This window comes from Alistipes sp. UBA6068, assembly GCF_949428155.1.
GTDB lineage: Bacteria > Bacteroidota > Bacteroidia > Bacteroidales > Rikenellaceae > Alistipes > Alistipes muris.
Map to the genome: position 1 here is coordinate 70,323 of NZ_CASQFS010000003.1, position 26,282 is coordinate 96,604.

Annotated in this window: 13 protein-coding genes; 1 reads left to right on the forward strand and 12 read right to left on the reverse strand. The window is 60.4% G+C overall.

Going from position 1 to position 26,282, the window contains the following annotated elements; translation table 11 throughout:
- Window positions 1-16: 16 nt before the first annotated feature.
- Window positions 17-3,082: a SusC/RagA family TonB-linked outer membrane protein gene (locus tag QVG21_RS02770; RefSeq protein ID WP_287922020.1), complete on the reverse strand. Its 3,066-nt coding sequence runs from the start codon at window positions 3,080-3,082 to the stop codon at window positions 17-19.
- A 40-nt stretch (window positions 3,083-3,122) separates the two neighbouring features.
- Entirely contained in the window at window positions 3,123-4,775 is a 1,653-nt protein-coding gene (locus QVG21_RS02775) for a carboxylesterase/lipase family protein (RefSeq protein WP_287922023.1), read from the reverse strand.
- Window positions 4,776-4,979: 204 nt separating this feature from the next.
- Here QVG21_RS02775 and QVG21_RS02780 point away from each other — a divergent pair, with 204 nt between their 5' ends.
- A complete protein-coding gene (locus QVG21_RS02780) occupies window positions 4,980-9,029 on the forward strand; it encodes a hybrid sensor histidine kinase/response regulator transcription factor (RefSeq protein WP_287922025.1) in 4,050 nt (1,349 codons plus the stop codon).
- A 46-nt stretch (window positions 9,030-9,075) separates the two neighbouring features.
- On the opposite strand, the gene QVG21_RS02785 is transcribed toward QVG21_RS02780, so the two are convergent.
- The 10 genes from QVG21_RS02785 to QVG21_RS02830 form a co-directional block, all read right to left on the reverse strand.
- Window positions 9,076-9,240, reverse strand: a complete 165-nt coding sequence (locus tag QVG21_RS02785) for a hypothetical protein (RefSeq protein WP_251213743.1) — start codon at window positions 9,238-9,240, stop codon at window positions 9,076-9,078.
- Window positions 9,231-11,591, reverse strand: a complete 2,361-nt coding sequence (gene feoB / locus QVG21_RS02790; RefSeq protein ID WP_287922030.1) for a ferrous iron transport protein B — start codon at window positions 11,589-11,591, stop codon at window positions 9,231-9,233. Before feoB ends, QVG21_RS02785 begins: the two co-directional genes overlap by 10 nt.
- A gap of 149 nt (window positions 11,592-11,740) precedes the next feature.
- Window positions 11,741-13,138, reverse strand: coding sequence for a sialate O-acetylesterase (locus QVG21_RS02795; protein WP_287922032.1), 1,398 nt, complete (start codon window positions 13,136-13,138; stop codon window positions 11,741-11,743).
- Window positions 13,139-13,143: 5 nt separating this feature from the next.
- On the reverse strand, window positions 13,144-14,715 hold the full coding sequence (locus QVG21_RS02800; protein WP_251213740.1) for a calcineurin-like phosphoesterase C-terminal domain-containing protein: 1,572 nt from the start codon (window positions 14,713-14,715) through the stop codon (window positions 13,144-13,146).
- An 80-nt stretch (window positions 14,716-14,795) separates the two neighbouring features.
- Window positions 14,796-16,793, reverse strand: a complete 1,998-nt coding sequence (locus QVG21_RS02805) for a metallophosphoesterase N-terminal domain-containing protein (RefSeq protein ID WP_287922035.1) — start codon at window positions 16,791-16,793, stop codon at window positions 14,796-14,798.
- A 29-nt stretch (window positions 16,794-16,822) separates the two neighbouring features.
- Entirely contained in the window at window positions 16,823-18,673 is a 1,851-nt protein-coding gene (locus QVG21_RS02810; protein ID WP_287922038.1) for a DUF5017 domain-containing protein, read from the reverse strand.
- A 16-nt stretch (window positions 18,674-18,689) separates the two neighbouring features.
- Window positions 18,690-19,691 (reverse strand): DUF5017 domain-containing protein, encoded by a 1,002-nt coding sequence (locus QVG21_RS02815; RefSeq protein WP_287922041.1) that lies wholly within the window; start codon window positions 19,689-19,691, stop codon window positions 18,690-18,692.
- A gap of 19 nt (window positions 19,692-19,710) precedes the next feature.
- Window positions 19,711-21,300 (reverse strand): RagB/SusD family nutrient uptake outer membrane protein, encoded by a 1,590-nt coding sequence (locus QVG21_RS02820; RefSeq protein ID WP_287922043.1) that lies wholly within the window; start codon window positions 21,298-21,300, stop codon window positions 19,711-19,713.
- Between the two features lie 18 nt (window positions 21,301-21,318).
- A complete protein-coding gene (locus tag QVG21_RS02825) occupies window positions 21,319-24,456 on the reverse strand; it encodes a SusC/RagA family TonB-linked outer membrane protein (protein WP_287922046.1) in 3,138 nt (1,045 codons plus the stop codon).
- 29 nt (window positions 24,457-24,485) lie between these two features.
- Window positions 24,486-26,276: an L-fucose isomerase gene (locus QVG21_RS02830; protein ID WP_287922048.1), complete on the reverse strand. Its 1,791-nt coding sequence runs from the start codon at window positions 26,274-26,276 to the stop codon at window positions 24,486-24,488.
- Between the last annotated feature and the right edge of the window lie 6 nt (window positions 26,277-26,282).

The following is a 26,282-nucleotide window of genomic DNA, read 5'->3' on the forward strand; positions in this document are numbered from 1 at the left end:
CCGTAGTTGTGGTTTGTTAAAATTCGATGTTGAGACCGAATACGACCTTCTTCGAGCCGGGGTAGGAGCCCTTGTCGATACCCATGCCCGCCGTAGCGTTCGTCGCGGCTTCGGGGTCGAAGCCCGGGTATTTGCTGAAGGTGAAATAGTCGTCCAGCGAGCAGTATATGCGCAGATTGCTTACGTAGATTTTGCGCAGCCACTGCTTCGGGAACGAGTAGCCTATCTGAATCTGCTTGATTTTGAAGAACGAGCCGTCGTAAACCATGGCGTCGGAGAACTGGTACTTGTCCATGTTGTTGGCATTGGCGCGGGGTACCGTACCCGAGGTGTTCTGCGGCGTCCAGCGGTTGTCGTAGAAGACTTCCTTGAGTTTGTTGGAGGCCTGACGGTCGAACTTGTTGATGCAGTTGAAGATGTCGTTGCCGTGCGAACCGGTGCCGAAGACGGTCAGGTCGAGACCTTTCCACGCTGCCGTCAGCGTGATGCCGTACGTGAAGTCGGGGATGGCGTTGCCTATGTAGGTCAGGTCGCCGTCGCTCAAGTCACCGCTCCCGTCGAGGTCCTCGAACGTGGGGTCGCCCGTGGCGGGGTCGACGCCGGCAAATTTGTAGCCACGGAAATAATAGATGGGATAGCCCTTCTCGAAATAGGTGATCGCCGTATTGTGGAAGTACTCGCCGGGCAGACGTACCAGCGACGGGTCGAGGTAGGTCACCTTGTTCTTCAGCGTGGCGATGTTGCCGCGCACCGAGTAGGAGAAGTCGCCCACACGGTCTCTCCAGCCCAGCTCGACTTCCCAGCCGCGGTTGCTGACGTTACCGGCGTTGATGGGCGAAACGGTTCCGCCGACAATCAGCGACGGCGTCGTGCCGCTTACCAGCAGGTCCTTGGTCTTCTTGTCGTACCAGTCGACGCTCAGGGTCAGCCGGTCGTTGAACAGCCGCGCGTCAAGACCGATGTCTATCTGCTCGGAAGTCTCCCAGCGGAGTTCGGGGTTGCCCATGGAGCTGGGGGCCGTACCTTGGATGTAGTTGTTTCCCGGGAAGAAGGGATAGATGCGGTCCAAAGCCATGTCCGTGCTGTACAGGTATCCGCTCAGAGCGGCAAGACTGCCGTTCTGGCCCCAGCTTGCACGGAGCTTCAGGTTGGAGACGTATTTGCGGGCCGGCTCGAAGAACGATTCCTGGGAGATTACCCAGCCTGCCGATACAGCGGGGAAGTAGCCCCAGCGGTTCGTGGAGGGAAGTTGTGCCAGGTCGGCGGCGTCAGCACGCAGCGAAGCCTGAATCATGTAGCGGCCTGCGAATTCGTAGCCTACGCGGCCGAAGTAGGAGAGTTTGGCCGATTCGGTCTCCTCGCCGCTCACAGCCTTCGTTGCGGAGGCGGCAGCGTAGTTCAGATACCAGAATATCGGGTCGTTCTTCTTCAGCGCATCTTCTTCATTGCCTGTGAGACTGCCGTTGACATAGTTGTACGACGACTTCTGGAACGACATACCGATCATGGCGTTGATGCTGTGACGGCCGAACGTCCGGGCATAGTTGGCGAAGTTCTCCCACTGGTAGTAAATCGAGGTCGAGGAGCCTGCCGAATAGCCCAGGTAGGGATTGATGCGCTCGGAGTTGTTGTAGCTCGGCAGCGACACGGTGGAGGTGCGGGTGCCCGAGAGACGGTAGCCGAGACGCGAGGTGATGACCAGACCTTTCACGGGTTTGAAATCGCCGTACAGCGAACCCGTAACGTTGAAACCGCCGCTCTTGGCCACGTTGTTGTCGCGCATGATCAGCGGCTGGCCGAATTCGCCCGTGAAGAACGGCGAAACCGAGTAGTAGTTGCCTTTGCCGTCCTTGAGCAGCGGCTGACCGTTGTTCAAGGCCGTAAGCATGTTCATGGGCAGGTTGTTGGGCGCATAGACATCGGGAGTGAGCGGGTCCATCAGCAGCACCGAAGCCAGCAGACTGCCGTATTCGTTGCCTTCGGCCACGGTCCGCATGTCGTATTTCTCCAGCTGGTTGGTGGAGCCCACCTTCAGCCACGGTTTGATTTGGTATTCGCCGTTGACCGTGGCGGTCAGACGCTTGTAGGTGTCGGCGTCGCCCTTGACGATACCGTCGTTGTCGAGGTAGGAGAGCGAAAGGTAGTAGTTGCCCTGTTCGTTGCCGTTGGTGAAGGCGACGTTGTGTTTCTGCATCGTGCTCGTTTCAAACGCAACGTCGGTCCACGAGGTGTTGGTCGCACCGTCCCAGTTGCTCAGCAGGAAGTCGCGCGAGAGGATGCTGCCCTCGGTCATGTAGTCGATATACTGCTCGGCGTTGAGTACTTTCGGAACGTTGGCCAGCGTCTGCCACGAGTACTGGAAGTCGTAGGTCAGCTTGCCCTTGCCTGCCGCACCCTTTTTGGTGGTGACCAGCACGACGCCGTTCCCGGCTTCGGCGCCGTAGATGGCGGCCGATGCGGCGTCCTTGAGCACTTCCATCGACGCGATGTCGTTGGGGTCGATGCCGCTGATGTCGCTCAGACGCACGCCGTCGACCACATAGAGCGGGTTGGACGAAACGTTCGACGAGAAACCGCGCACACGCACCGTCGGCGATGCACCCGGGGCCGAGGAGCCCTGAATGATCTGTACGCCGGCCGTCTTGCCTTGCAGGGCGGCCTGTGCGTTGGTAATCGAGCGGTTCTGCATGTCTTCGGGTTTCACCTGCGAAATGGCGCCCGTCACCGAGCTCTTTTTCTGCACGCCGTAGCCTACCACCACCACGTCGTCCAGTTTCGTGCTCTCTTCGGCAAGCATAACGTTGTGCTCGCCGGGCGTGGCGGCCATTTCCTGGCTTACATAGCCTATGAACGAGAATACGAGGGTAGCGCCTTCGCCCACCGACAGCGCATAGCGGCCTTCGGCATCGGTCGTGGCTCCGTTGGTCGTACCGTTTTCAATGACGCTCGCTCCGGCCATCGGACCGTTGGCATCGGTTACCTGCCCCCAGACCTTGACCTTGGTCTGCGCCAGCAGCAGCGTCGCGGGCGCAAACAGGAGAAGCGTCGCAAGGAGCAATTTCCTTGTAGAATTGTTCTTCATGTTTAGAGTTTTTAGGTTTATTGAAACAGGTTGCCTCCTCTCAGAAGCCGCGCGTCGGGAAAGCGCGGACCACTTCGAGCAGTTCTTTGTCGTGGTTGTGCAGTATCCGGCAGTCGTTGTCGAAATACATCGTGGCGCCGTTGTCCGGCGTGTAGGGTTCCCAGGCGGGCAGGCCGTCGGCATTGGGGTTGCCCGTGCGGGCGAAGTTGATCCAGGCCCGGCTCATGCGGTCGGCCAGAGCCTGCGCTTCGCGGCCGCCGCCCGTCATCGAAGCGTGGCGTAGGGTGTTGTCGAAGACAAAGGGGATCTCCATGCAGTGGGTGCTGCGGAGCATGCCGTCCATGACGGGCGATTCCCACCCGAACAGATACATATATACAGGTGCGCCTTGCTGGGCCGTCTTGATGCGGGCCTGCTCGACGGCACCCGGGCGGAACACGAAGTCCACGTCCGCCAGGTCCTTGGGCTGGTAGTCCGGATAGGCTTTGCGGAAAGCCGCCATGAATTCGTCCGTCCGGTCGCCGTATTTCTTGCGCAGGAACTCTACGGCCTGTTCTTCGCTGATCGTCCGGAAGAAAGGCACATAGGTGCTCATCGTGAATTCGTGCAGGGTGGTGCCTATCATCAGCGGAATATCCTTGCTCTGGGCAGGGGCCTGCGGGTCGAACGGCTGGACCGGAAGCACTTCGCCGTCCACGGTGGGCGCCCAGCCGAAAATAAAGGTCGAGATGCCTTCCTTCTCGGCTTCGGCTTTCACGCGGGCCACCGCTTTTTCGCCGGCGGCCAGCAACTGTTCATAGGGAATTGTCTTCAGCTTGTCGATTTCCGAGGGGCGCAGGCCGAGTTCGCGCACTGCCGCGGCACCGATTCGCTGCGAGTACTTCTGTTCCATGGTGCGGAGCATCGAGCCGCTCTGTACGACGGCTTTGTGGAAAAGTCCCGCTGCCGCAGGCGTCGCAAGCAGGGTCGAGACCTTGCCGCCGCCGCCCGACTGGCCGAAGATGGTCACGTTGGCGGGGTCGCCGCCGAATGCGGCGATGTTGCGATTGACCCACTTGAGTGCGGCCACCAAGTCCAGCAGTCCGGCATTGCCCGAAGCCGCATATTTTTCGCCGAAGCCCGAGAGGTCCAAAAAGCCCAGCACGTTCAGACGGTGGTTCAGCGTCACGACCACCACGTCGCCTTTGCGCGCCAGATTGGCCCCGTCATACGAGGGAAGTTCCTGGCCACTGCCTGCCGCATAGCCGCCGCCGTGGAGCCATACCATCACGGGACGTTTCCGGCCGTCATTCAGTCCCGGGGTCCAGATATTCGCCCTCAGGCAGTCTTCGCCGGGATAGCCGTCGTCCCAGTCGAACGCAAAGGCGTGTTCGTCGCTCTGCCAGCCGCCGCGCACCCCCTGCGGGCAGGTCGGGCCGTAGGCACGGCTGCTGCGCACACCCTCCCATTTGTCGGGTGCCTGGGGCGGCATGAAGCGTTCGGCCTTGGCGTAGGGGATGCCCTTGAATATAAAGAGGTCTCCTTGCGCATATCCGGCCACATCGCCCGCTTCAGTGCGGGTCACGGCCGTTCGGGCCGAAGCGGCGATTTCGCCGGACGCATCCGTTCCGGCGCACTTCGTACCGACAGCTCCGCCGCAGGCGGAAGACAGAGCGGCTGCCCATACGAAAATCAGTCGAATCACAGGTTTCATAACTTGTAGTTTTTTCAGGTTTACAAGTTTAGATTGTTTCTTTCGGCCCGGCTTTTCCTCCTATTCAAAAGAGTTGTCCGTTTATTCAGCCGTGATTTCCCTGCGTTCAAAAATTTGTCGAATCGTCCAAATCTTCCGGAATGGGGCTTCTTATTGGATTATTATGCGTAACTTTAGTTTAGAAAAACTGCTATCTCGGAGCCTATGAAGTTCACCGCTTCCCTTTTCTTCGGTTCGCTGGCCTTGCTGAGCGCCGCGTGCCGCACCTCCGGCCCGGTCGACGAACGCCGGAGCGAAATAGAGAGTCCGCTGGTCTCGGGCACCATTTCCAACCAGCAGATAAAAGCCATCGCCGAGGATGCCCAGGGGCATATATGGATAGGTACGTTCCGCGGGCTCAACAAGTACAACGCCCACGAGTACCAGCAATATTTCTGCACGGACGATTCGCTGAGCCTTTGCGACAACCAGATTCAGGACCTCATGCGGGATTCGCACGGGCGGCTGTGGGTCGCCACCGTCAACGGTCCCTGCATCTACACCGACCAGGACGATTTCCGGCGCATCCCGCTCCGTTCGGACAACCGCAATATTTTGCAGCTCTTCGAGGACCGCACGGGGCGTATCTTCGCCATAACCTGCGAAACGCTCTACGAGTACGACGAGGGGGCCGGGCGGTTCGACCCGCTGCTTTCCGGTCTCGACCCCGACAATACGTTCCATGTGCGCTGCCACGTCGATTCCAGTAACCGGCTGTGGATCGTCAATTCAAGGGAGCTGCGGTGTTACGACCTCGTGGCGCGGCGCATTACCGACACCGTTCCGCTGAAAGACTTTCCGTACTATTCCTACCTCCACAACGGCCGCTATCTGTATCTTTCGGGGTATTCCCGGTGCCGGACTTTCGACACCTGGACCGGACGCTTCGACGAGGTGCCCGACGTCATCCGCCGTCACCCCCTTTTCGCCAAGGCGGATGTGACCTACATCCATCCCTACAACGATGACTGCCTGCTTTTCAACACCGCGCGGCACGGCATGTTCTGCTACGATTTCGTCCACGGTACTTTCATCCACCAGCAGCAGACCGGGTTTCCGTTCGAGGTTCCGCCGTTCAAAATCCGGAGCATGTTCACCGATTCGCAGCGTAACCTCTGGATCGGGTCCGAGGACCAGGGCTATACGGTTTGTTACCATTATAAAACCAGTTTCAACAGCAACAATTACCTGCGTTCCGAGCTGGCCAACAAGTCCGTCATTTCGGTTGCGGCCGACAGGGAGGCCAATCTGTGGATCGTCACCCTCATGGACGGGCTCTATGTCTACGATTTGCGGCGGCAGCGGCTCGACGCCGTCGGTATGGACGAGCTGTTCCCCTCCGAGAAGCAGCAAAAAATCTATATCAACCGGCTTTTCGTCGACCGCGACAATGCCGTGTGGATGACGGCTTCCAATCATCAGGTGCTCAAATGCCGTTACCGCAGCGGGGCCTTGCGGGTCGAGGCCCGGCATTCCGTCTTCCTGCCCATGTCCGTCACGCAGGATGCCAAGGGCACGGTCTGGGTCGGTACGGCCACCCATTTCCTCCATGCGCTGGCTCCGGGCAAAAGCCGTTTCGAGCCGATGCAGGTGTTCGACGGTTCGTTTTCGTTCATTCCCGATTTGTTGCCTTTGGAGGACGGCTCTTTGTTGGTGGCGGCGTTTAACCAGCCGCTGAAAATCGTTGCGAACGGCGAGATACGGGAGCTGGAGATTCCCGGCGACGACCTCCGGCAGTGCATCCGTCGCTCGGTTTTCATCCCCACCCGGATTTTCAAGGACCGCCGCGGCGACATCTGGATCGGCACCATCAGCAACGGATTGCTCCGCTACGTTTCCTCCGAAAAGCGGCTCGTGCCCGTGCCCGGCACCACCTGTCTCGAAATCGCGGCCATCGAGGAGGACGCCGAGGGCAATCTGTGGGTCAGCACCTTGTACGGACTGAGCAAATACGACCCTGCCACCGAGCGCTTCACCAATTACTACGCGTCCGACGGGCTGGGCGGCAATCAGTTCTACGAGCGTTCTTCCTGCCGCCTGCCCGACGGCACGCTCGTCTTCGGCGGTACGCACGGCCTTACGCTCTTCGACCCCTCGGCCGTGCCGACCAAACGGCGGATTCCGCTCGTCTTCGAGAACCTGCGCATCCACAACAGGCTCGTCGCGCCCCGCAGCGGCGGGCCCATCGAGCGCCACCTGGCCTATAACCCCGAAATCCGGCTCTGCCACAACCAGAACGGGTTCAGCGTTTCGTTCGCCGCGCTCGAATACTGCGAGTATGGCCGCGTGCATTATCATTACAAGCTCGAAGGGTTCGACGATTATTGGATCGAGGCCCGCAACAACCATGAGGTCAACTACGCCAATCTTCCGGCGGGCCGCTACCTCCTGCGCGTCAAGATTACCAGCAACGACCAGAGCGTCGCCGAGACCGAAAACGCCATCCCCGTCATCATCCGGCCTGCGCCTTGGCGCACATGGTGGGCCTACGGTTGTTATTTCATCGTCGCAGGCGGATTGGTGTGGGTGCTCGTCGGTTCGTGGCTCCGCATCCGGGCCGGAAAGGCGGCTGTGCGGGTCGCCGAGCGCGAGAAGGAGCAGGAGCGGCGGATGAACGCCATGATTCGGAGTTTCTTCTCCAACGTCTCGCACGAGTTCCGCACGCCGCTGACCATGATTTCCGGCCCCGTGGCGCAGCTTTGCGAGGAGCCCGGTCTTTCGGAGCAGAACCGGCGGCTGTTGCTTATCGTTCAGCGCAGTACCGACCGGATGCTCGAGCTGGTCAACCAGCAGCTGGATTTCAGCAAGCTCGAAAACGATACGCTCCGGCTCAGGGTGCGCCGCACCGACATCATCCGGGTCTTGCAGCGGCGGATCGACATCTTCCGCGTCAACGCCGCCACCAAGGGCATTTCGTTGCAGACCTGCGGCTTGGAAGAGACGTGCGTCATGTGGCTCGACGAGGACAAGCAGGACAAGATTTTCGGCAACCTCATGTCCAACGCCCTCAAGTTCACTCCCGGCAACGGCCGCATCGTCGTGCGGTTCGACATGATAGGCCACGATGAAGCCGCCCGCCTTTTCCCCGGCGACGCGGCGGTCCGGTGGATGCGCTATGTCAAGGTTTCGGTCGCCAATACGGGCGCCGACATCCCCGAGGACCAGCGGGAAAAGATTTTCGAGCGCTATTACCGCATCAACAACCGCACGGAGGGCAGTTACAATTACGGGACGGGCATCGGGCTTTACTATACGCGCAGCTTGGTGGAGCTCCACCACGGACGAATCAAGGCTTCGAGCCCCGAGGAGCTGAGCGGTGCGCTCTTCACGTTCATCCTGCCGCTGGACGACGAAGCCTATCCCGAGCAGGAGCGCAGCTCCGAATCGCCCGCCGAAATTCCCCCCCCCTTGGCCGTAGAGGCTTCCGAGGCGGTTTCCGCACCCGAACGCACCGACGGGCAGGAGCTGAAAAGCGTGTTGGTGCTCGACGACGATGCCGACGTTGTCAATTACCTTTGCACGCTGTTGTCGCCTTATTATAGGGTGTTGTCGTGTTTCGACGCGGAAGAAGCGCTCCGCAAGGTCGACGACGAAGCGCCCGATTTGGTGCTCAGCGACGTCGTTCTTCCCGGTATGGACGGTTATGCGTTTTGCCGCCGAATCAAGGACGATGCCCAGCTCTGCCACATTCCGGTGGTGCTGCTCACCGCCAAAACGCAGGTCGAAGACCAGGTCGAGGGGCTCAATACGGGCGCCGACGCTTATGTGACCAAGCCTTTCGAGCCGAGCTATCTGCTGGCGCTCGTCAAGTCGCAGCTCCGCAAGAGCGAGAGCGTGCGGCGGTTGCTCGGGCAGTCGACGCAGACGACCAAGATCGAGGAGGACCTGCTCGCACCGCAGGACAAGGCTTTCATGACCGAGCTCTACCGGCTCATGGAGACCGAGCTGTCGAATCCCGAGTTCGACATCGCCTGGGCCACCGAGGCCCTGCGGATTTCGCGGACCAAATTCTTCTACAAGCTCAAGGGGCTCACCGGAGAAAGCCCCAACGTCTTCTTCAAGACCTACAAGCTCAACCGGGCTGCGGAGTTGATTCTCGAAGGGCGCTATACGATTTCCGAAATCGCCGACATGACGGGATTCTCCACCTTGTCGCACTTCTCCAAGAGTTTCAAGAAGCAGTTCGGGCTCGCCCCCAGCGAGTACCACGGATAAATCGAAAGGCCGACGGATTTTCTAAATCCGCCGGCCTTTCAGTAAGCTATTTCTTGCGGTTTTTCAGCGGGCAGCGGGTCGCACCGCATCCGGCACAGCCGCCCCGGCGCCGTCCGGAGACGAAGCACACGAACCGCCACAGCAGCAGGGCGACAATCCCGCCCAAGATGATTCCGACCGTATAATCCTGCCAGTCCATGTTCAGAGCCACAGCGCCAGGTGATAGACGCCCCATGCCGCGAGCCATGCCAGCAGCGTGTCATAGACCACCGCGGCCAGCGCCCAGTGCCATCCCGCCTCGGCGCCGATGGCCGTCACGGTGGCGATGCACGGGAAGTACAGCAAAATGAACACCAGAAACGCCAGCGCCGTGGCGGTCGGGAAATCGCCGCTCGTCCTCAGCCGCCGCGGCAGGGTAGCCGCTTCGTCGGCCGGGTCGCCGTTTTCCGAATAGAGCACTCCTAAGGTGCTGACTACGATTTCTTTGGCCGCCACGCCCGATAACAGCGCCACGCCCGCTTTCCAGTTCATGCCTATCGGCTCGAAAACGGGTTCGCAGCCCTTGCCGATACGGCCCAGGTAAGAATTTTCGTAGTGCGCGGTTCCTCCGGCGCTCTCCTCCGTGCGGGGATAATAGCTCAGAAACCATACGATGACCGACGCTATCAGAATCATCCCGCCCATCTTGCGCAGGTATTGCGCGCACTTGTCCCACATGTGCGTCAGCGTGGTTTTCCACGTCGGCAAGCGATAGGGGGGCAGCTCCATGACGAACGGCGTCTCGTCCGCCCGAAAGAGGAAGCGCCGCAGCAGACGCGCCGTCACGACGGCTACCGCCACCCCCAGCACATAGAGCCCCGTCATGACCCATCCGGCGTGTGCCGTGAAGAACGTTCCGGCAATCAGTATGTATATAGGCAGCCGCGCGCTGCACGACATGAACGGAGTTATCAGGATGGTTATCAGGCGGCTGCTCCGGCTCTCGATGGTCCGGCATGCCATGACGGCCGGAACGTTGCAGCCGAATCCCATGACCAGCGGGATGAACGACTTGCCGTGCAGGCCGATGCGGTGCATCACCCGGTCCATGATGAACGCCGCACGGGCCAGATAGCCTGAATCCTCCATGAACGAGATGAACAGATAGAGCACCATGATATTGGGCAGAAATACGATGACCGCCCCCACGCCGCCTATGACCCCGTCCGCAAGCAGGTCGCGCAGCGCCCCGGGAGGCAGCAGCGCATCCACGCCCCGGCCGACCCAGCCCACCAGCGTGTCGATCCACCCTTGCGGATAGGCGCCCAAATAGAACGTGCACCAGAACATCAGCCACATCAGAAAGAAGAAAATCGGGAAGCCCCACAGCTTGTGCGTCACGAACGAATCTATCAGCGCCGTGGTCGTCGCTTCCTCCCGGCGGCCGGGGGTGTAGGTCTCTTTCAGCGCGCCCGATATGAAGCCGTATTTCTGATTGGCGAACGCCGTTTCGACGTCTTCGCCCAGCGCCTTGGTTATCCGCTCCGCTTCGCGGGCCGCCGTTTCGGCCCACACCGGGTAGCGTTCGCAGCGGCGCAGCTGTTCGTTCACCTGGCGGTCGCCTTCCAGCATCTTCATCGCAAAGTAGCGGGGCGGGAAGGTCTTGGGCAGTTGGCCGTGGTGCTCGTTCATGTCGCCGTTCAGTCGCCGAAGCCCCTCTTCGATGACGCTGCCTTGACCGATATGGATGTGCCGCACCCGTTCGTCCTGGTTTTCGTAGACGGCTATGACCGTGTCCAGCAGGGCTTCGATGCCCTTGCCGTTGCGCGCTTCCACCGGAACCATCGGCACGCCCAGCATCCGGCCCAGACTTTCGTAGTCGAGCTGCGCGCCGCTTGAGGTAAGTTCGTCGAACATGTTGAGCGCCACTACCATGCGCGGATTTATGTCTATCAGTTCGGTCGTCAGATAGAGGTTGCGTTCCAGGTTCGACGCCACCACCGAGTTGATGATTACGTCGGGTGTCTCCTCGGCGATGTGGGCCCGGACGAACAGTTCTTCGGGCGTATAGGCCGAGAGGGCATAGGTCCCCGGCAGGTCGGTTATCTGAAACCGGTAGCCGCGGTAGCAGCGCACGCCGCTCTTGGCGCCCACCGTCACCCCGCTGTAATTGCCCACATGTTCGTGACCGCCCGAAATCGCGTTGAACAGCGATGTCTTGCCGCTGTTCGGATTGCCCACCAGCGCCACGCAAATCGTGTGGCTGCGCGTGCGGACCAGTTCGTCTATCGCGTCGTCGCCCGGAACCGCTTCGACCGAAGCGTGCCGCTCCGGCGCCTTGAGCAGTTCGTGCGCTTCGCTGTCCGAAAATACCTGTATCATTTCCGCTTCGCTGCGCCGCAGCGATACGTCGTAGCCCATGATCCGGTATTGAATCGGGTCCTTGAGCGGCGCGTTCAGGATCACCTCCACCCGTTGGCCGCGGACGAATCCCATTTCCATGATCCGGCGGCGGAACCCTCCGTGGCCCAGTACTTTCAGAATCGTCGCCGATTCTCCGGTTTTCAGTTCGGACAGTCGCATATCGAGGAGTTTTTCATGCAGCATTTTCTCGTCCCAAAGTTACTCCTTTTGTCCCGTTCCCGCAATCCCCATTTCTCGGTATTTCGCCCCCGGCCAGCAAAAAGCCGGGCAGGTTCTCCCCGCCCGGCTCCGTACTCCGTCAATGATTCTCAATCCGCGTCGCTTCGGAAAGGGGCCACAGGGAGTCCCGCGGCATCGAACAGATTGCCTGTTGCTCCGTCGCTGAAGCAATAGCGCACGGCTGTCGGACGTGCAACCCGTTTGCTCCGGACCACCAGCTTGTCGCCGTCGATTCTGCCCTCCGCCGGAACGAATTCCATTGAAGCGTCGCACACTTCCAGCCCGGCGATACGCTTCCCGCGGCATACGAGTCCGCCCTCGGCATTGTCGAACGTCACGATGACCGCCGAGCGCTTGAATTCGGCCGACCGGAACGAAGCATGTTTGTACTTGCTCACCGTCCGCCCGTACACCTCGCCCAAAGCCCAGTTGGCCAGCCGGTCGCCGACGCCCTTTTTGTAGCGGGGATGGATGTTCGTCACGTCGTCGACCAAATCGGCGACAACCGCCATGCCCGTTCCCGGAACCGCAGCCGCCACACGTGCCTGCTGTTCGCGTACCAAGGCTCCGGCAATGCCTCCCTCCGTGCGGGCATAGGGCGCTATCTGCACGAAATAGAAGGGCAGCTGCCCTCCGAATGCCCTGCGCCAGCTCTCGATCATCATCCGGAATTCCGCGCCGTAGAGTTCGGCGTTCCGTTTGTTGGCTTCGCCTTGGTACCAGATTACTCCGGCAAAAGCCGTTTTGAGCAGCGGGGCGATCATCGCATTGTAGGCCGAACCGATTCGCCAGCCTTGTCTGCTTCGGGGATATTGTTCCCACGCCGCGACCATCTCCGCATTCCCGGCCATCGCCTCCGCAGGCGTCCATATTTCCACCGGAGTTCCGCCCCACGAGGCGTTGACAAGTCCCACGGGCTGCCCCAGCTCGGACGCCAGCCGTTTGCCGAAGAAGTAGCCCACCGCACTGAACCAGCGGGCGCTTTCCGCATCGCAGACCTGCCAGCACCCCTCGCAGTCGTCCTGCGGGTAGACCGAGCTGTTTTTCGTCACCGTGAACAGACGTATCTGCGGATTCATCGGCCGCGTCAGTTCCTCCTGCATGTCGACGATTCCATGTTCCGCGCTCCAGTTCATGTTCGACTGGCCGCTGCACAGCCACACCTGGCCTATCAGTACGTCGTCGATGGTTTTCTCGGCTTTCTTGGTTCTGAACGTAATCGAGTGCGGTTCCGCCGAGGCCGCAGGGGTGCGAAGTTCCACGGCCCAGGCCGTGTCGAAGCCAGCCTTGGCCGTCACCTCCCCGCCCCACGACGGGGCCACCGTTACCGTCGTGTTCGGATCGGCCCAGCCATGCAGCCGGACCGTCGTATCAGCTTGCAGGACCATGTGGTCGCCGATTGCCGACGGCAGCCGCAGTATCGGCTGCGCCAGGGCCGTTGCGGCGGTCAGCAGACAGATAGCCCCCGCCAACAGCAGTTTTTTCATCGTCTTCATCGCATGTCCCAGCTGAAAGGTTTGGGCCGCACGACCGTCTGCCGCCAGCTGTGCGAGAATCCGTCGCGCACAACGATTTCCAGCGGTGTGCCGGCTTCGGCCGCAACCACCCGGAACAGGTGTTCGGTCCGGGCCGGAGAAAAGGCGTTTCCGGTTTCGGGGACTTCGCCCTGCGATATGCAGCGGTAGAGCGGGTCGTAGCCGGCAATCCGTTCCACCGGAAGTTTGCGGCCGTTTTCGCGCACCGTTATCTTCCACGCCGGGTCGTAGTTGAATACGTTGATCCACACTTCGTTGCTCCCCGGTTTGCCGCCGTATTGTTCCGGCACGGCGTTCATGTCGTAGACCCGGAACTGGCAGCTGTCGACAGGCTGTCCCAGCGCCTTGTAGCTCCACGATATTTTCTTCCCGTCCACCCGGTAGATGGCATAGCCGCCGGGCGTGCCGTCCTTGGCCATGTGGCGGCGCCCCTCGCCGTAGAGTTTCCACGACGATGCCGCCACCGCCACGTTGTTGTGTTCTCTGAGGTGTTTCGAGTGGACATAGTGGCGGTTCACATGGGTGTGGCCCGTCAGCAGGCAGACTTTTCTGAAGCCCGCCAGCTTGGCCAGCAATTCGTCGGCCGCCCCCTCTTCCGTAAACTTTTGTTTCAGCTGTGCCCGGCCGTTTTTCAGCGCCTTGCATCCGAACAGCGGGGCGTGCATGCAGACGACAAGGGGCGTCGATTTCTTCACATGGCTCAGGTCCTGTTCCAGCCAGCCGAGCTGCGTTTCGTCGATGCAGACCCTGAAGTCCCAGCGGGTTTTCCCGTTTTCCAGCTTGCGGGGGCCCAGATAGACGATGTTGTCGAGCATCACATAGTGGACCTTTCCCAGGTTGAACGAGTAGTAGTTCGGGCCGATCACCCGGCGGTAGGTTTTCACCGCCGTCGAATCCCACGCTTCGGGCCTATGGTTTCCCTTGGGGTCGTTGTCGTGGTTGCCCATGCCGTGGTAAATCGCAATGGACGGGATGCGTTCCATCTCTTTCAGATACTCCGGCAGGCCGAATCTGTTTCGGTACCAGCGCGAATCGGTCGTCATGTCGCCCAGGGTCAGCGCATATTGTTTGCCAGGAGTCGTGCGCAGGGTTTCGCGGAAGTCCGGCACGAATTTCTCCCGGAATTGGCGGATGTCCTGCTGCGCCACCGTGTTCGTCAGGTGGATGTCGTTCAGTACGAACAGCGTGTAGCGGTCGTTCTCCGCCCTCACCAGCTCGAAGTCGGCGCGGTCTACCGCTTCGCCCGCCAGCGGCACGAAATGGCGCGGTATTACTCCGTCGGCTTCCACCTCGTAGCCCGAGGGGACCGACAGGAACACATAGCCGCACCGTTTGGAGGAGCGAAGTCCGTAGGTGCCTGCGGCATCCGTCACGGCCGTTCGTTCGCCGTCCGAAACAACAGCTCCCGCCACCGGTTTCCCGTCGCAGCGCACCGTGCCCACAACATTGAATTCCTGGGCCGTCGCCGTCCGGAGCGCCAGCAGCAGACAGAGCGCCGGCAGTTTTTTCAAGAATACGATATGTTTCATCGGTTCACAAGAGTTTCAAGGGGCCGGTTCCCGGGCGAGCTTCCGTATCGGAACGCCCGCCCGGAATCGGCTCCGCGCCGTTATTGCATGTCCCACGTAAAGGCTTTCGGGCGGACTACCGTCTGCGTCCATTTGTTGCCCGCGCCGTCGGTCACCTCCGCTTCCACACTGCTGTCGGGTGCCGAGGCCGTCGCCACGAACATGTGCGGCACGCCCGTTCCCGGCAAAAAGGCGCTGCTCAGCCCCGTCACGCCCTCGGCCGCCAGCGAATAGAGCGGGTCGGAGCGCCAGCTCTGAACCACCGGGATTTCGGTTCCGTTTTCGCGGACCTTGACCGTCCACGCCGGGTCCCAGTTGTATACGTTCACCAGCAGCTGGTTGCTCCCGGCATTGCCTCCGTAGGCCGCAGGCACCGTATTGAGGTCGTAGACGATGAACTGGCATTCGTCCGTATCCCGGCCGGTAGCCTTATAGTGGCGCGTCATCTGCTTGCCGTTGAACCGATAAATCGTGTAGCCCACCGGAGTGCCGTCCTTGCTCAGCTGCGGTTTTTCGGGGCCCAGAATCTGCCACGAGGAGCCCGACACCGAGATGTTGTTGTGTTCGGTGATCCGGTCCGAAATCTTGCAGTAGTAGTTCGTGTGGGTGTGGCCCGACATGATGTGCACCTGCTCGAACTTGGCGAACTTTTCCAGCAGCCAGTCCACCTGGTCGGGATTCGAGAAATTCTTGTTGGCCAGCAGCACGCCGTCGGCCATGCCGCTGTAACGGTACAGCGGCGCATGGGTCATCACCACCACCGGGGTCGCCGCGTCCACATGCGAAAGGTCCTTTTCCAGCCATCCCAGCTGCACGTCTTCCACATAGGTGTTGTAGGCGTTGGCTCCCGTGTAGACAATGTCGTCCAGCACCACGAAGTGCCATTGTCCCAGGTTGAACGAGTAGTAGTTCGGGCCGATCACCCGGCGGTAGGTCTCCACCGCCAGCGCGTCCCACACCTCCGAGGGTCCGGAGCAGCGGATGTCGTTGTCGTGGTTGCCCATCACATGCCAGATCGGAACCGCCCCGGCTACCCGCTCCATTTCGCCCAGATATTCGGGCAGGGCGAAGTTGTTGCGGTACCAGCGCGTGTCGGTCGTCATGTCGCCCAGCACGGTCGCATAGACCTTGCCCGGGGTCTGCGCCAGCATGGCCGCATAGTCGGGTGCGAATTCTTTGCGGAAACGCTGTACGTCGTCGGTCTCCTTCGTGTTGCTCAGGTGGATGTCGTTCATCACGAACAGGGTGAATTCATCGTTTTCCGCCTCGGTCAGCTCAAAGTCGGCCACTTCTTCGTCCGCACCGTCCAGCCGCACGAAGTTGCGCGGAATCAGTCCGTCCGCCGGCACTTCGTAGCCACTCGGCACCGAAATGAACACATAGCCCGTCCGCTTCCACGAGTGCAGTACGTATTTGCCGTTTTCGTCGGTCGTCGTCGTCAGTTCGCCGTCCGAAACGACCACGTCTTTCACAGGCGTTCCGTTGCAGCGCACCGTTCCCTGGACCGAGCTCGTCGCCAGCGGTTCTTCGGGTACGTCGTAGACAATCTTGCGGGCTATGGGCACCGCGCTCGCAAAGGTCGTCACCTGCGGTATTTCGACAGGCTTGCCCGCGTATGCGCGTTTCATGTAGACCGAAAGTTTCACTTCCTGGTCGGCCGTCGCATACATCATGTCCCGGTCCTGATAGATCGTGTTGGGCACCACCGCCCAGTCCTGGGGTTTGGCCGAGGCCGGCGCCACGATGTAGACCAGTCCGTCCATGCGGGTGGTGATCGTGCCGCCGTTGTTGGCTTTGCCCTTGCTCGTCAGCATCTCGAAGCCGTTGAAGTAGTCCGGGACGTTCGTCACCTTGTAGGCCCGGTCGGTGATGATCCGCGCGCCTTCTGCGAAGGTCTGTTTGCGGTAGCCCTCCGCTCCGCTCACAACGATCGTCTCGGCCGCGAGGTCGGACGCATCGCCCGGCGTCTCTTCGTGGCAGGCCCAAAGCAGCGGCATCAGGAGCAGCGCTCCCCATAGTTGTTTTATCGTCGGTTTCATGGTTTTCGTTTTTTTGTGTTTTCAGCTTCTCAGGGTTTTACCGTCACCGTAAAGCGGCAGACCGTTTCCGTTTCGTCGGTGAGCGTCTTGCTCCGGCCCACCAGTACGGTTTCGTAGGTTCCCGGTTCCGTAAACGCGTAGCTGAAGTCGCGGGGCATCTCCGTTCCCCCCCCCTTTACGGATTCGGGTTTGTCCGGTCCGAAGTTCGAGACCTTGCGTTCCAGCTTGTTCATCACGGCATAGGCGTCGCGGTCGCCCGGAGGATTGTTCACGCACCACATGCGCAGCGGAGAAATCGTCGTGCCGTTATATTCGTAGGGGGTTCCCTGCCAGTCCGAGCCGGCTTCTCCCTCCGCATATTTGTCGCCGTTGACAATATGGACCGTTTCCTTCGTCTGCGATAAAATGGGAATCCGGGTGTCGCCCTCCGTCCGCACGGCCATGATGTCCGTGAACCAGATGCCCGGACGGCTGTTCTTCAGCGTCGCATCGTATTTGTCGACATGATAGAAGAACGCGACATAAAGATACGGCGATTTTTCGTCATAGTACGCGCTCAGATTCACTTCGCCCGAAGGTATCATGCGGCCTTCTTCCAGATAGCGTTCCAGCGTGTTGGGACCGTTGTTGGCCGTCCAAGGTTTCGTCGGCAGCGTGAAGCGGGTGGTGACGTCCGTCCACGCAGCCGCCAGGATGTTCGGTTCCTCGAACGTCCCGTCGAAATCGGTCGAGACTTTCACCGTCAGGGGATGGAGCTGCGCTCCGCCCTGCATCTGCGCCCGGAACGAGAAGAAGACGTCCGAATACTCCAGACGGTCCTTATCGGCATATTCCCATTGGTGGAACTTTTCGCCCGAATAGAAGTCGACGGTCTCGGCTTCTCCGCTCAGCGCGAACACCACAGGTTCGCCGACCCGGCATTCCGTCACGGCTGCCGTCGCGTTGAACGCTTCGGCCGGCACGAATTCGTCCAGCGACAGAGCAGCATCCTGCCGATAGTTGCAGTTGGCCTTGAACGCAACGGCCGGAAGCGTCGTCGTGCAGGTCGAATTGTCAATGGCCGTCACTTCCAGCGCCAGCGTTCCCTCGGGGTGTCGGCCCGGCGCAAGCATCAGCCAAAAGCTCTGATAGTCGGTCTTGTTCAATACGGGCTGTTCTCCGAATACAAGCACGGCTTCTTTCTTTCCGTCGGTAATGTCGAGCGGGTCGTCCGCGACGGGTGCCGTCAGGTCCACCGTGCCCGCCCCGATCGTCAGCGGAGCCGCTTCCGACAGCAGCCGGATTCGCCGCACGGGTACGTCGACAGCCGTTCCGGGCGCCATCTTCAGCCGGATTTCCACCATCGCAAACAGGTTGCGGAACGTGAATCCGACCGGTGCCGGGTCCTCTTCGCTGAATACCCGCGTCACGGGCGCGGCCTTCATCACGCCCAGCCCGGCCAGATGTTCCGTCGAGCCCGGGCCGTTCTGCATCTGTTGGGTCGGCAGGACGACAGGCTGCGCGTTGGGCTCTGCGTCTGCATCTTCCGCGTAGGGATAATAGGCATAGAACGCCTGTTCGCCCCGGTTCCACTTGAAAATCTTGTCCAAGTCGGTCGACGCAAAAGTGCATTGCGACGGTTCGTTCCGTTCGGGAGCTGCGGCATAGGGGTAGTTGTTTCCCGCCGTGGCGCCCCGGCCGAAAATGCCGATGACATCGTCGGAACCCCATACGACGGATATTTCCGTGTCGTCCGCCTCCACGACCGTGCGGGTCGCGGCCGGACCGGCGCCCACAAAGCGCACGGCCGTTTCCGATGCCGCGAACGACGCTTCTACGGGAGCTTCCTGGCAGCCTGCGGCCAGACCAAGAAGCCATATCGGTATAAGTATCTTTTTCATAATCCGCTTTTTTTCGTCAGTTGCTCCATTCGTCGTGGACCGGAGGTTCGATGGTTCCGGTGTCGTTCACCACCGTGATCCGCAGTTCGCGCACCGCGTCCTTGCGTCCGTAGACATTGGAATTCGAGGCTACGAACGTCACCGTGTATTCGCCCGGCTTGTCGTAGGTGTGGTGGAACGACTTCATCGTCGGGTCGGCCACCGCCTTGATGCCCACTCCGCCGTCGGGGCCGGAATTCACGTCGTCCGGGCGGTACAGCGGGCCCGATACGGCCCGTATGCGCATGTCGGCGGTCGGCTTGTAGTCCGTGCGGAGCATGATGCGGCTCGTATTGACGTCGGGTTCCTGCGACTTGTTGTTATCGCGGTAGCCGGCATCGAACACGAACTGGAATCCGGCGTTCTTGAGGTTGTAGATGGTCGTCGTTCCCGCAGGGGTGATTCCGTTGATGTTGAAGTTCATGATGTCCACCTGCGTGCGGCCGTTCTTCTTGCTGTCCGTGTATTTTGCCACATGATAGTCGTACAGCAGATAAATCGGCGAGCCGTCTTCCGGAAACAGTTCGTCTATGTAGAGCGTGCCCGCAGGCACCGACTGCTCCGTATCCGTCGGCAGCACGAATCGGTCGGAAAGGTCCGTCCACGTGGCTTTGTCGACGCTTTCTTCGGTGTAGGTTCCGTCGAAGTCGGTCGAATAGAAGACCGGAGCGTTCCGAGGATTGGCATTTCCCTTGATTCCCGCCTTGGTCTGGGTCAGAAAGGAGAGGGTGGTCTCGGCCTTTTCGATACGGTCGCGGTCGCGGTAGTCGTAGGCATTGCCCGGTTCGCCCGAGTAGAATACGATGAAGTCGGGATTTCCCGCCAGCGCGAATTCCACCGGTTCGCCCACCTTGAACACCGTGCCGGAGGCCGACGCCGCAAAGTCGGGCGTTCCGACTTTCTCTTCTTCGTTGCAGCCCGCCAGCCCCAGCAGGGCTGCCGCCAGCAGCAGACGCGTCGCTAAATGATAGTATTTCATGATTCGCAGTTTTTTAAGATTACCAGCCGTTGTTCTGGACCAGATAGGGGTTCACGCTCAGTTCGTAGGTCGGAATCGGCCACAGCACGTCGCGGCGCTGTACGTTGCCATAGTACAGCCGGGCCGCCACATAGTAGTTCGACGTGTAGGTTTGCGGCACCGTCGAGCGGATCGACTGCATCCGGTCGTAGAATTCGCCCCAGCGTATCAGGTCGTCCTTGCGCAGCAGTTCGTGCCCCAGTTCGCGGGCGCGTTCGTCCTTGACGGCTTCCAGCAGCGACACCGCGCCTTCCACCGGCAGGTCGACCCCTTCGGCCGGCGCATTCAGGTCGCGTCCGTAGCCGCGGCGGCGTACCTTGTTCAGATGTTCGTAGGCCGCGGTCAGTTCGGTCGCGTCGCTTCCGGCATCCGCCGCCACCGCTTCCGCATACATCAGCAGGACGTCCGAGTAGCGGAGCAGCGGGAAGTTCGTCGACGTGTGGGTCGTGCTTTTCGGCGTTATGAGTTCGTACTCGCGGCGGAACTTGCCGCAGAAGCGTATCCACATGTTGTTCGCCGAGACCGTCTCCTTTTCGCCGCTGTCGCTCAGCGTGTAGTTCGCAATCGACCAGTCGCGGCGTTCGTCGTCCTCCTCGAACAGCTGGAAGAAGTAGGGCGTGGCCCGTATCGAGCCTATCGAGTAGCCCACTTCCGGCATGTCGGTGTTCGTGAACTTGATGCCGTTGTTGCGGCCTACCTGCCCCGCGGTCGTGCTGTAGGTGCCTACGTTGTTGCCATAGAATTCCACCTCGAAGATGCTTTCCCGCGTGTCGTACTTGTCTTGGATGTAGTTGATGAACACTTGTTGGTACGACGGGTTCAGCGCATGGTAGCCCGTGCCGATTACTTTCGCGGCATATTCCTTGGCTTTGGCGTACATTCCCGGTTCGTTCACCGGTTCGCCCGCCATGTAGAGACAGACGCGCGCAAGAATCCCCCACACGGCCGACTGGCTGATGCGTCCGCCGCATTCCACTTCGCCGATGGGCTTCACTTGTCCGGCCGCGGTTTCCATGTCTTCGATGATCTTCAGATAGACTTCGCGCTGCGGGGTCTGCGGAATCCGCACGTCGGAAAGTTTGCCCGAAGCAGGCGTGTGCAGCACCAGCGGCACGTCGCCGAAACGGGTCGTCAGCAGGAAATGATAGTAGGCGCGCAGAAAGAGCGCCTGCCCGCGGATGTTGTCGCGGTCGGCTTCGTCCATTTCGGGGTTTCCGATGTTCTCCAGCAGCAGGTTCGCCCGGCCGATTCCATCATAGAGGTCGCGCCAGTAGTTGCGGATTTTGCTGTCGGCAGGGTTCACGTCGTAGTAGCCGACCGTCCCTTCGTCCACGGTGTAGGCTTCGTAGCCGATGTCCGCCGACAGCCCCATGCGGCCCAGCATCATGGCTCCGTAGAGGCTCGTCTGGGCCAGCGTCGCATACACTCCGTTCAGCGCCGATTGCAGTTGCTCCTCGGTCTTGTAGTACTTCTTCGGGTCGATGAAGTCCTGCGATTCCGTGTCCAGCAGGCTGCAGGCATCCGCCAGCAGGAGCGACGCACAGAGCAGAATATATTGTACTTTTTTCATGTTCAGCGTGTTGTTGAATTAAAACGCAATCTTCAGCCCGGCCATGTAGGTCCGGTTCCGGGCATAGGCCGAATAGTCGTAGCCCGGCGTCAGCGCCGAGTTGCGGGTCGACACTTCCGGGTCGAGCCCCGAATACCGGGTCCACGTCCACAGGTTCTGCCCCGAAACGAATATCTGTACGTTGTGAAGATGGATCCGGCGCACCCATTTTTCCGGCAGCGTATAGCTCAGCTGTACGGTCTTCAGGCGCAGGAAAGAACCGTCTTCAATGGTCCGCGACGAGTAGACGCCGCGCGGGCCCTGGCCTCCGGGGCGGAAATTGCGGCTCGTCGGGTTTTCGGGTGTCCAGTGGTCCACATAGGAGCGGAATTGGTTGATGTTCTTCCCGTTGTAGTTTCCCTCGAAGATAATGCGGTTGGCATTCATGATGTCGTTGCCGTAGCTCCATTGGAAAAAGATGTTCAGGCTCAGACCCTTGTAGGTGAAGTTGTTGTTGAATCCGCCCGTGTGGATCGGCGTGGCCCGGCCTATGATGACCATATCCTGGTCGTTCACCACTCCGTCGCCGTTCTGGTCCGCATACTTGATGTCGCCCGGTTGTATCGTCTCGCGGGCATTGCCGTTGGTCGGCACGCTCTTTTTCAGGACATAGGCACCTGTCGCATCCACTTCAAAGTCGTCGTAGCCGTAGACCCCGTCCCAGGCTATGCCGTAAAACGCCGCCATCGGGCCGCCCACACGCGCTATGTAGAGCGGCGTGGAGTTGAAGTCCGTCGTGAAAGCCACCGTCGAGAGCAGGCTTTCCTGCCCTTCGGCCAGCGCCATCACCCGGTTGCGGTTGAAGCTGATGTTGAAGTCCGAGGTCCACTCGAAGTCGCGGGTCTTCACGTTCACCGTGCTCAGCGAGAGTTCCAGACCGTCGTTGCGGACTTTACCCACGTTCTTGTACACCGACGAGTAGCCGCTCGTGAAGGGCAGATTCGCATTCAGCAGCAGGTCGCGCGTGGTCTTGCGGTAGAGGTCGGCCGTGAGGTTCACCCGGTTGCCGAACAGCGACAGGTCCAGTCCGAGATCTATCTGTTCGGTGCTTTCCCACGTCAGGTCTTTGTTTCCCAGGTTGTTCGGCACGACCGCTTCCGAGGGGGCCCCGTTGCCGAACGAATAGTAGTCCGACTGCGTCAGCGACGGATAGGTCGCAAAGTCGCCGATGCGGTTGTTGCCCGTCACGCCATAGCTCACACGCAGTTTCGCGTCGTCCACGAATTTCAGTTTGCGCATGAACTTTTCCTGGCCCAGGCGCCACGCGAACGCCCCCGACGGGAAGATGCCCCAGCGGTTTCCCGGCGTGAATTTCGACGAGCCGTCCGCACGGAACGAGGCCGTGAACATGTAGCGCGAGCGGTAGCTGTAATTCACACGGCCCAGCCACGACATCAGCGCATTCTCCGACAGCACGGCCGTCGTCGAGTAGGGTATGCCGTCGTCCATGCCGCTCATGCCCAGAAATTCGTGGGGTATGTACGAGGTTCCGAATCCGTAGTTCGACGACACGGTGCCTTGCATCGTGTAGCCCACCGTCACGTCGAACTTATGTTTGTTGTTGAATTCGCGTTTGTAGACCAGCGTGTTTTCGTTCATCCAGTCTTCCAGCACGCGTTCGCCGAAACTCGCGTTCACGCCCTTGTTGTTTCCGGCCCGCGGGAATCCCTGGAAAGTCAGCGAGTTGTTGAATTCTTCCTGGCGGACCGTCTTCTTGCCGTATCCGGCCCGGACCGTCAGTTTCAGCCCGTCGATGATTTCCCACACCAGCTTCGCGTTCGACAGAAACGTCGTGGTCTTCTTGGTCGTGTTCTCGTTTTTGTTCGAGATGATGGGGTTCATCACGCTGGTGTCGTTTTCATCGTCGAACAGACTGTCGTCGTCTTTCGAGTTGAGAATGACCGGACGATAGGCCCATGTGCGGTACATCAGATAGGAGGCATACGCATTGGCCGACGCAAGCGACTTCGACGTGGTCTGTCCGTGGGTCCTGTCATGGGTGTAGTTGGCGTTTACGCTCAGATTCACTCGTTTGTTCAGTTTCGTGTCCAGCGATATGCGGCCTTGATACTTGCGGTAGCCCGAGTTGTCGATCACACCGTCCTGGTCCACCACCGAGCCCGATACCGCATAGCGTATCTGTTTGTTGCCGCCCGACACCGATACGTTGTGCGTGTGCATCAGCGCGCTGCGGAACAAGCGGTCCTGCCAGTCGATGCCTTCGTGCGTGCGGTAGAAGTCGAGCGTGCGGCCCGGCCGGGTCAGATAGCGGTCCAGGTTCGACGGGGCCCGTTCGATTTGGTAGACCACGAATTCGTAGGGCGTCATCAGTTCCATCCGTTTGGTCACTTCCTGGAATCCGACCGTTCCGTTGTAGGTCACTTTCGGTTTGCCCGCTTCGCCCTTGTTCGTCTCGATGATGATGACGCCGTTGGCTCCGCGCGAGCCATAGATGGCTGTCGCCGAAGCGTCTTTCAGCACCGTCAGCGAGGCTATGTCCGCCGTGTTGACCGCCGCGCTCGAAAAGTCCTCTATCGGGAATCCGTCCACCACATAGAGCGGCGAGTTGCTCTGCGTAAGGGAGTTCGCACCCCGGATTACGATGTCCATTTCCGCTCCCGGGGTTCCGTCGGACGAGGTGACCGAAACGCCCGCCAGACGTCCTTGCAGCGCCTGGTCGAACGACGCCACCGGCGCCTTCACCATGTCTTCCATCTTCACACGGCTCACCGTGCCCGTCACGTCCACCAGCCGTTGGTTGCCGTAGCCGATTTCCACGACCACGCTTTCGATCATCTTGGAGTCTTCTTTCAGCGTCACGTCTATGCGCGTCCGGTTTCCGACACGCACTTCTTCCGTCACGTACCCCAGCATCGAGAATACAAGCGTCTGCCCGGCTCCGGCTTCGATGGCGTATTTTCCGTCCGCGCCGACCGTCTGGCCCTTGTTGGTCCCCTCTACCAGCACCGCCGTGCCGACCAAGGGATTCCCGGCTTCGTCGCGCACTTCGCCCGTGACCGTCGCCGGACGCGGGTTCTGCCCCCAAAGTAGGGGCGAGCCGTAGCCCGGCAGCAGGAACGCGCATAGGCACAATCCTTTAAGTAGCATGTTTTTCATTGTTCGGGTTCATTTTAGGTTTCGGTTTTTCAGCGATACAGAGGCCCGTAGTTCCGGCAGGCGCGGTAGTCGGCGCCTTCGGGTTCGGAGCCGAACGCGGCCCAGGCCGTAGGGCGGAACAGTTCTTCCTGCGCTACGTTGTGCATCGACACCGGTATGCGCAGCATCGAAGCCAGCGTTATCAGGTCAGCGCCTACATGGCCGTAGCTGATGGCTCCGTGGTTGGCGCCCCAGTTGTTCATCACCGCGTAGACGTCGCGGAACGCCGTGTTGCCCGTCAGGCGAGGGGCGAACCATGTCGTCGGCCACGTGCGGTCGGTCCGGCGGTTAATGATGTCGAATATCTCGTCGTCCACGTTCACCGCCCAGCCTTCGGCTATCTGCAATACGGGGCCCAGGCCTTTCACAAGATTCAGCCGGCACATCGTCATCGGCATTTCGCCGCGCGTCAGGAAGTGCGACGAGAAGCCGCCGCCGCGCATGTATTCGCGGCCTGCAGGGTACCACGTCGTCGCTTCGAGACACGCTTCGGCTTCCCGTTCCCCGATTTCCCAGAACGGTTTCATCGCGGGGCTGCCCGCCGCATCCGTCTGGCGTCCCGTCGCATCCAGCGTGCACGAGCCCGAGTTTATCAGGTGGATGATGCCGCCCGCGGCCTTGCCCGTCAGACTGCGGCCCGTCACGCGCTTGACCGCTTCCGGCGACCAGAACGTGCGCACGTCGGCAAAGAGCTGCGCCCGGTTGGTCAGCAGGTGCAGCAGCAGCATCGACGCTCCGTTGAGCGTGTCGTTTTCAGTAGCGAACGTAATCGCTTCGCGGATGCCGTTCCAGTCGAACGACGAGTTCAGCACCGCTTCCGCGAAATCACCGTCGGGCCGGAAGTCGGTCCATTGGCGCTGGCCCTGGAATCCGCCCGCTATGGCGTTGTGGCCCATCGCTTCTTCCTCGAATCCCATTTCGGCCAGTTTCGGATTGCCGTGCATCAGGTCGCGGAAAATCTGCGTCATCTTCACCGCATACTCCCACACTTCGTCTTTCTTTTCGCGGGAATATACAAGGTGTTCCGGGTTGCAGTCGGCGCCTTCGCGGGGTTTGCAGTATTTCTCCACCCACGCCATCGCACGCGCGAATTCTTCCTTGTCGTAGATGCCCAGTTCCACCCGGCGTTCGATTTCCGAGCAGTCCACCGCTTCGCTGCGCATGCCGAGGTATTCCTGGAAGAAGTCCGGGTCGGGCATCGAGCCCGCAATGCCCATCGACACCGAGCCTATCGAGAGGTAGGATTTGCCGCGCATCTGCATCACCGCCACCGCCGCACGGCCGAATCGCAGCAGTTTTTCGCGCACGTCCGTCGGTATCGTTTCGTCCGTCACGTCCTGCACATCACGGCCATAGATGCCGAACGCAGGCAGTCCCTTTTGGTTGTGGCCCGCCAGCGCCGAGGCAAGATAGACCGCTCCCGGGCGTTCCGTGCCGTTGAATCCCCAGATGGCCTTGGGCATCAGCGGGTCCATGTCGATGGTTTCGGCGCCGTAGCACCAGCAGGGCGTCACCGATACGACGGCTCCTACGTTGTTGTCGCGGAATTTCCCGGCCGCCGCCGCGGCTTCCGCCACTCCGCCTATCGTCGTGTCGGCTATCACACATTCCACAGGTGCGCCGTCCGCATAGCGGAGTTCTTCGCTGTAGAGACGGGCCACCCGTTCGGCCATGCCCATCGTCATGGCTTCGAGCGATTCGCGGATTCCTCCGCGCCGTCCGTCGATAATCGGCCGGATTCCGATCTTCGGATGTCGGCCTGTCGGGATTGGGTTCTTCATTCTTCG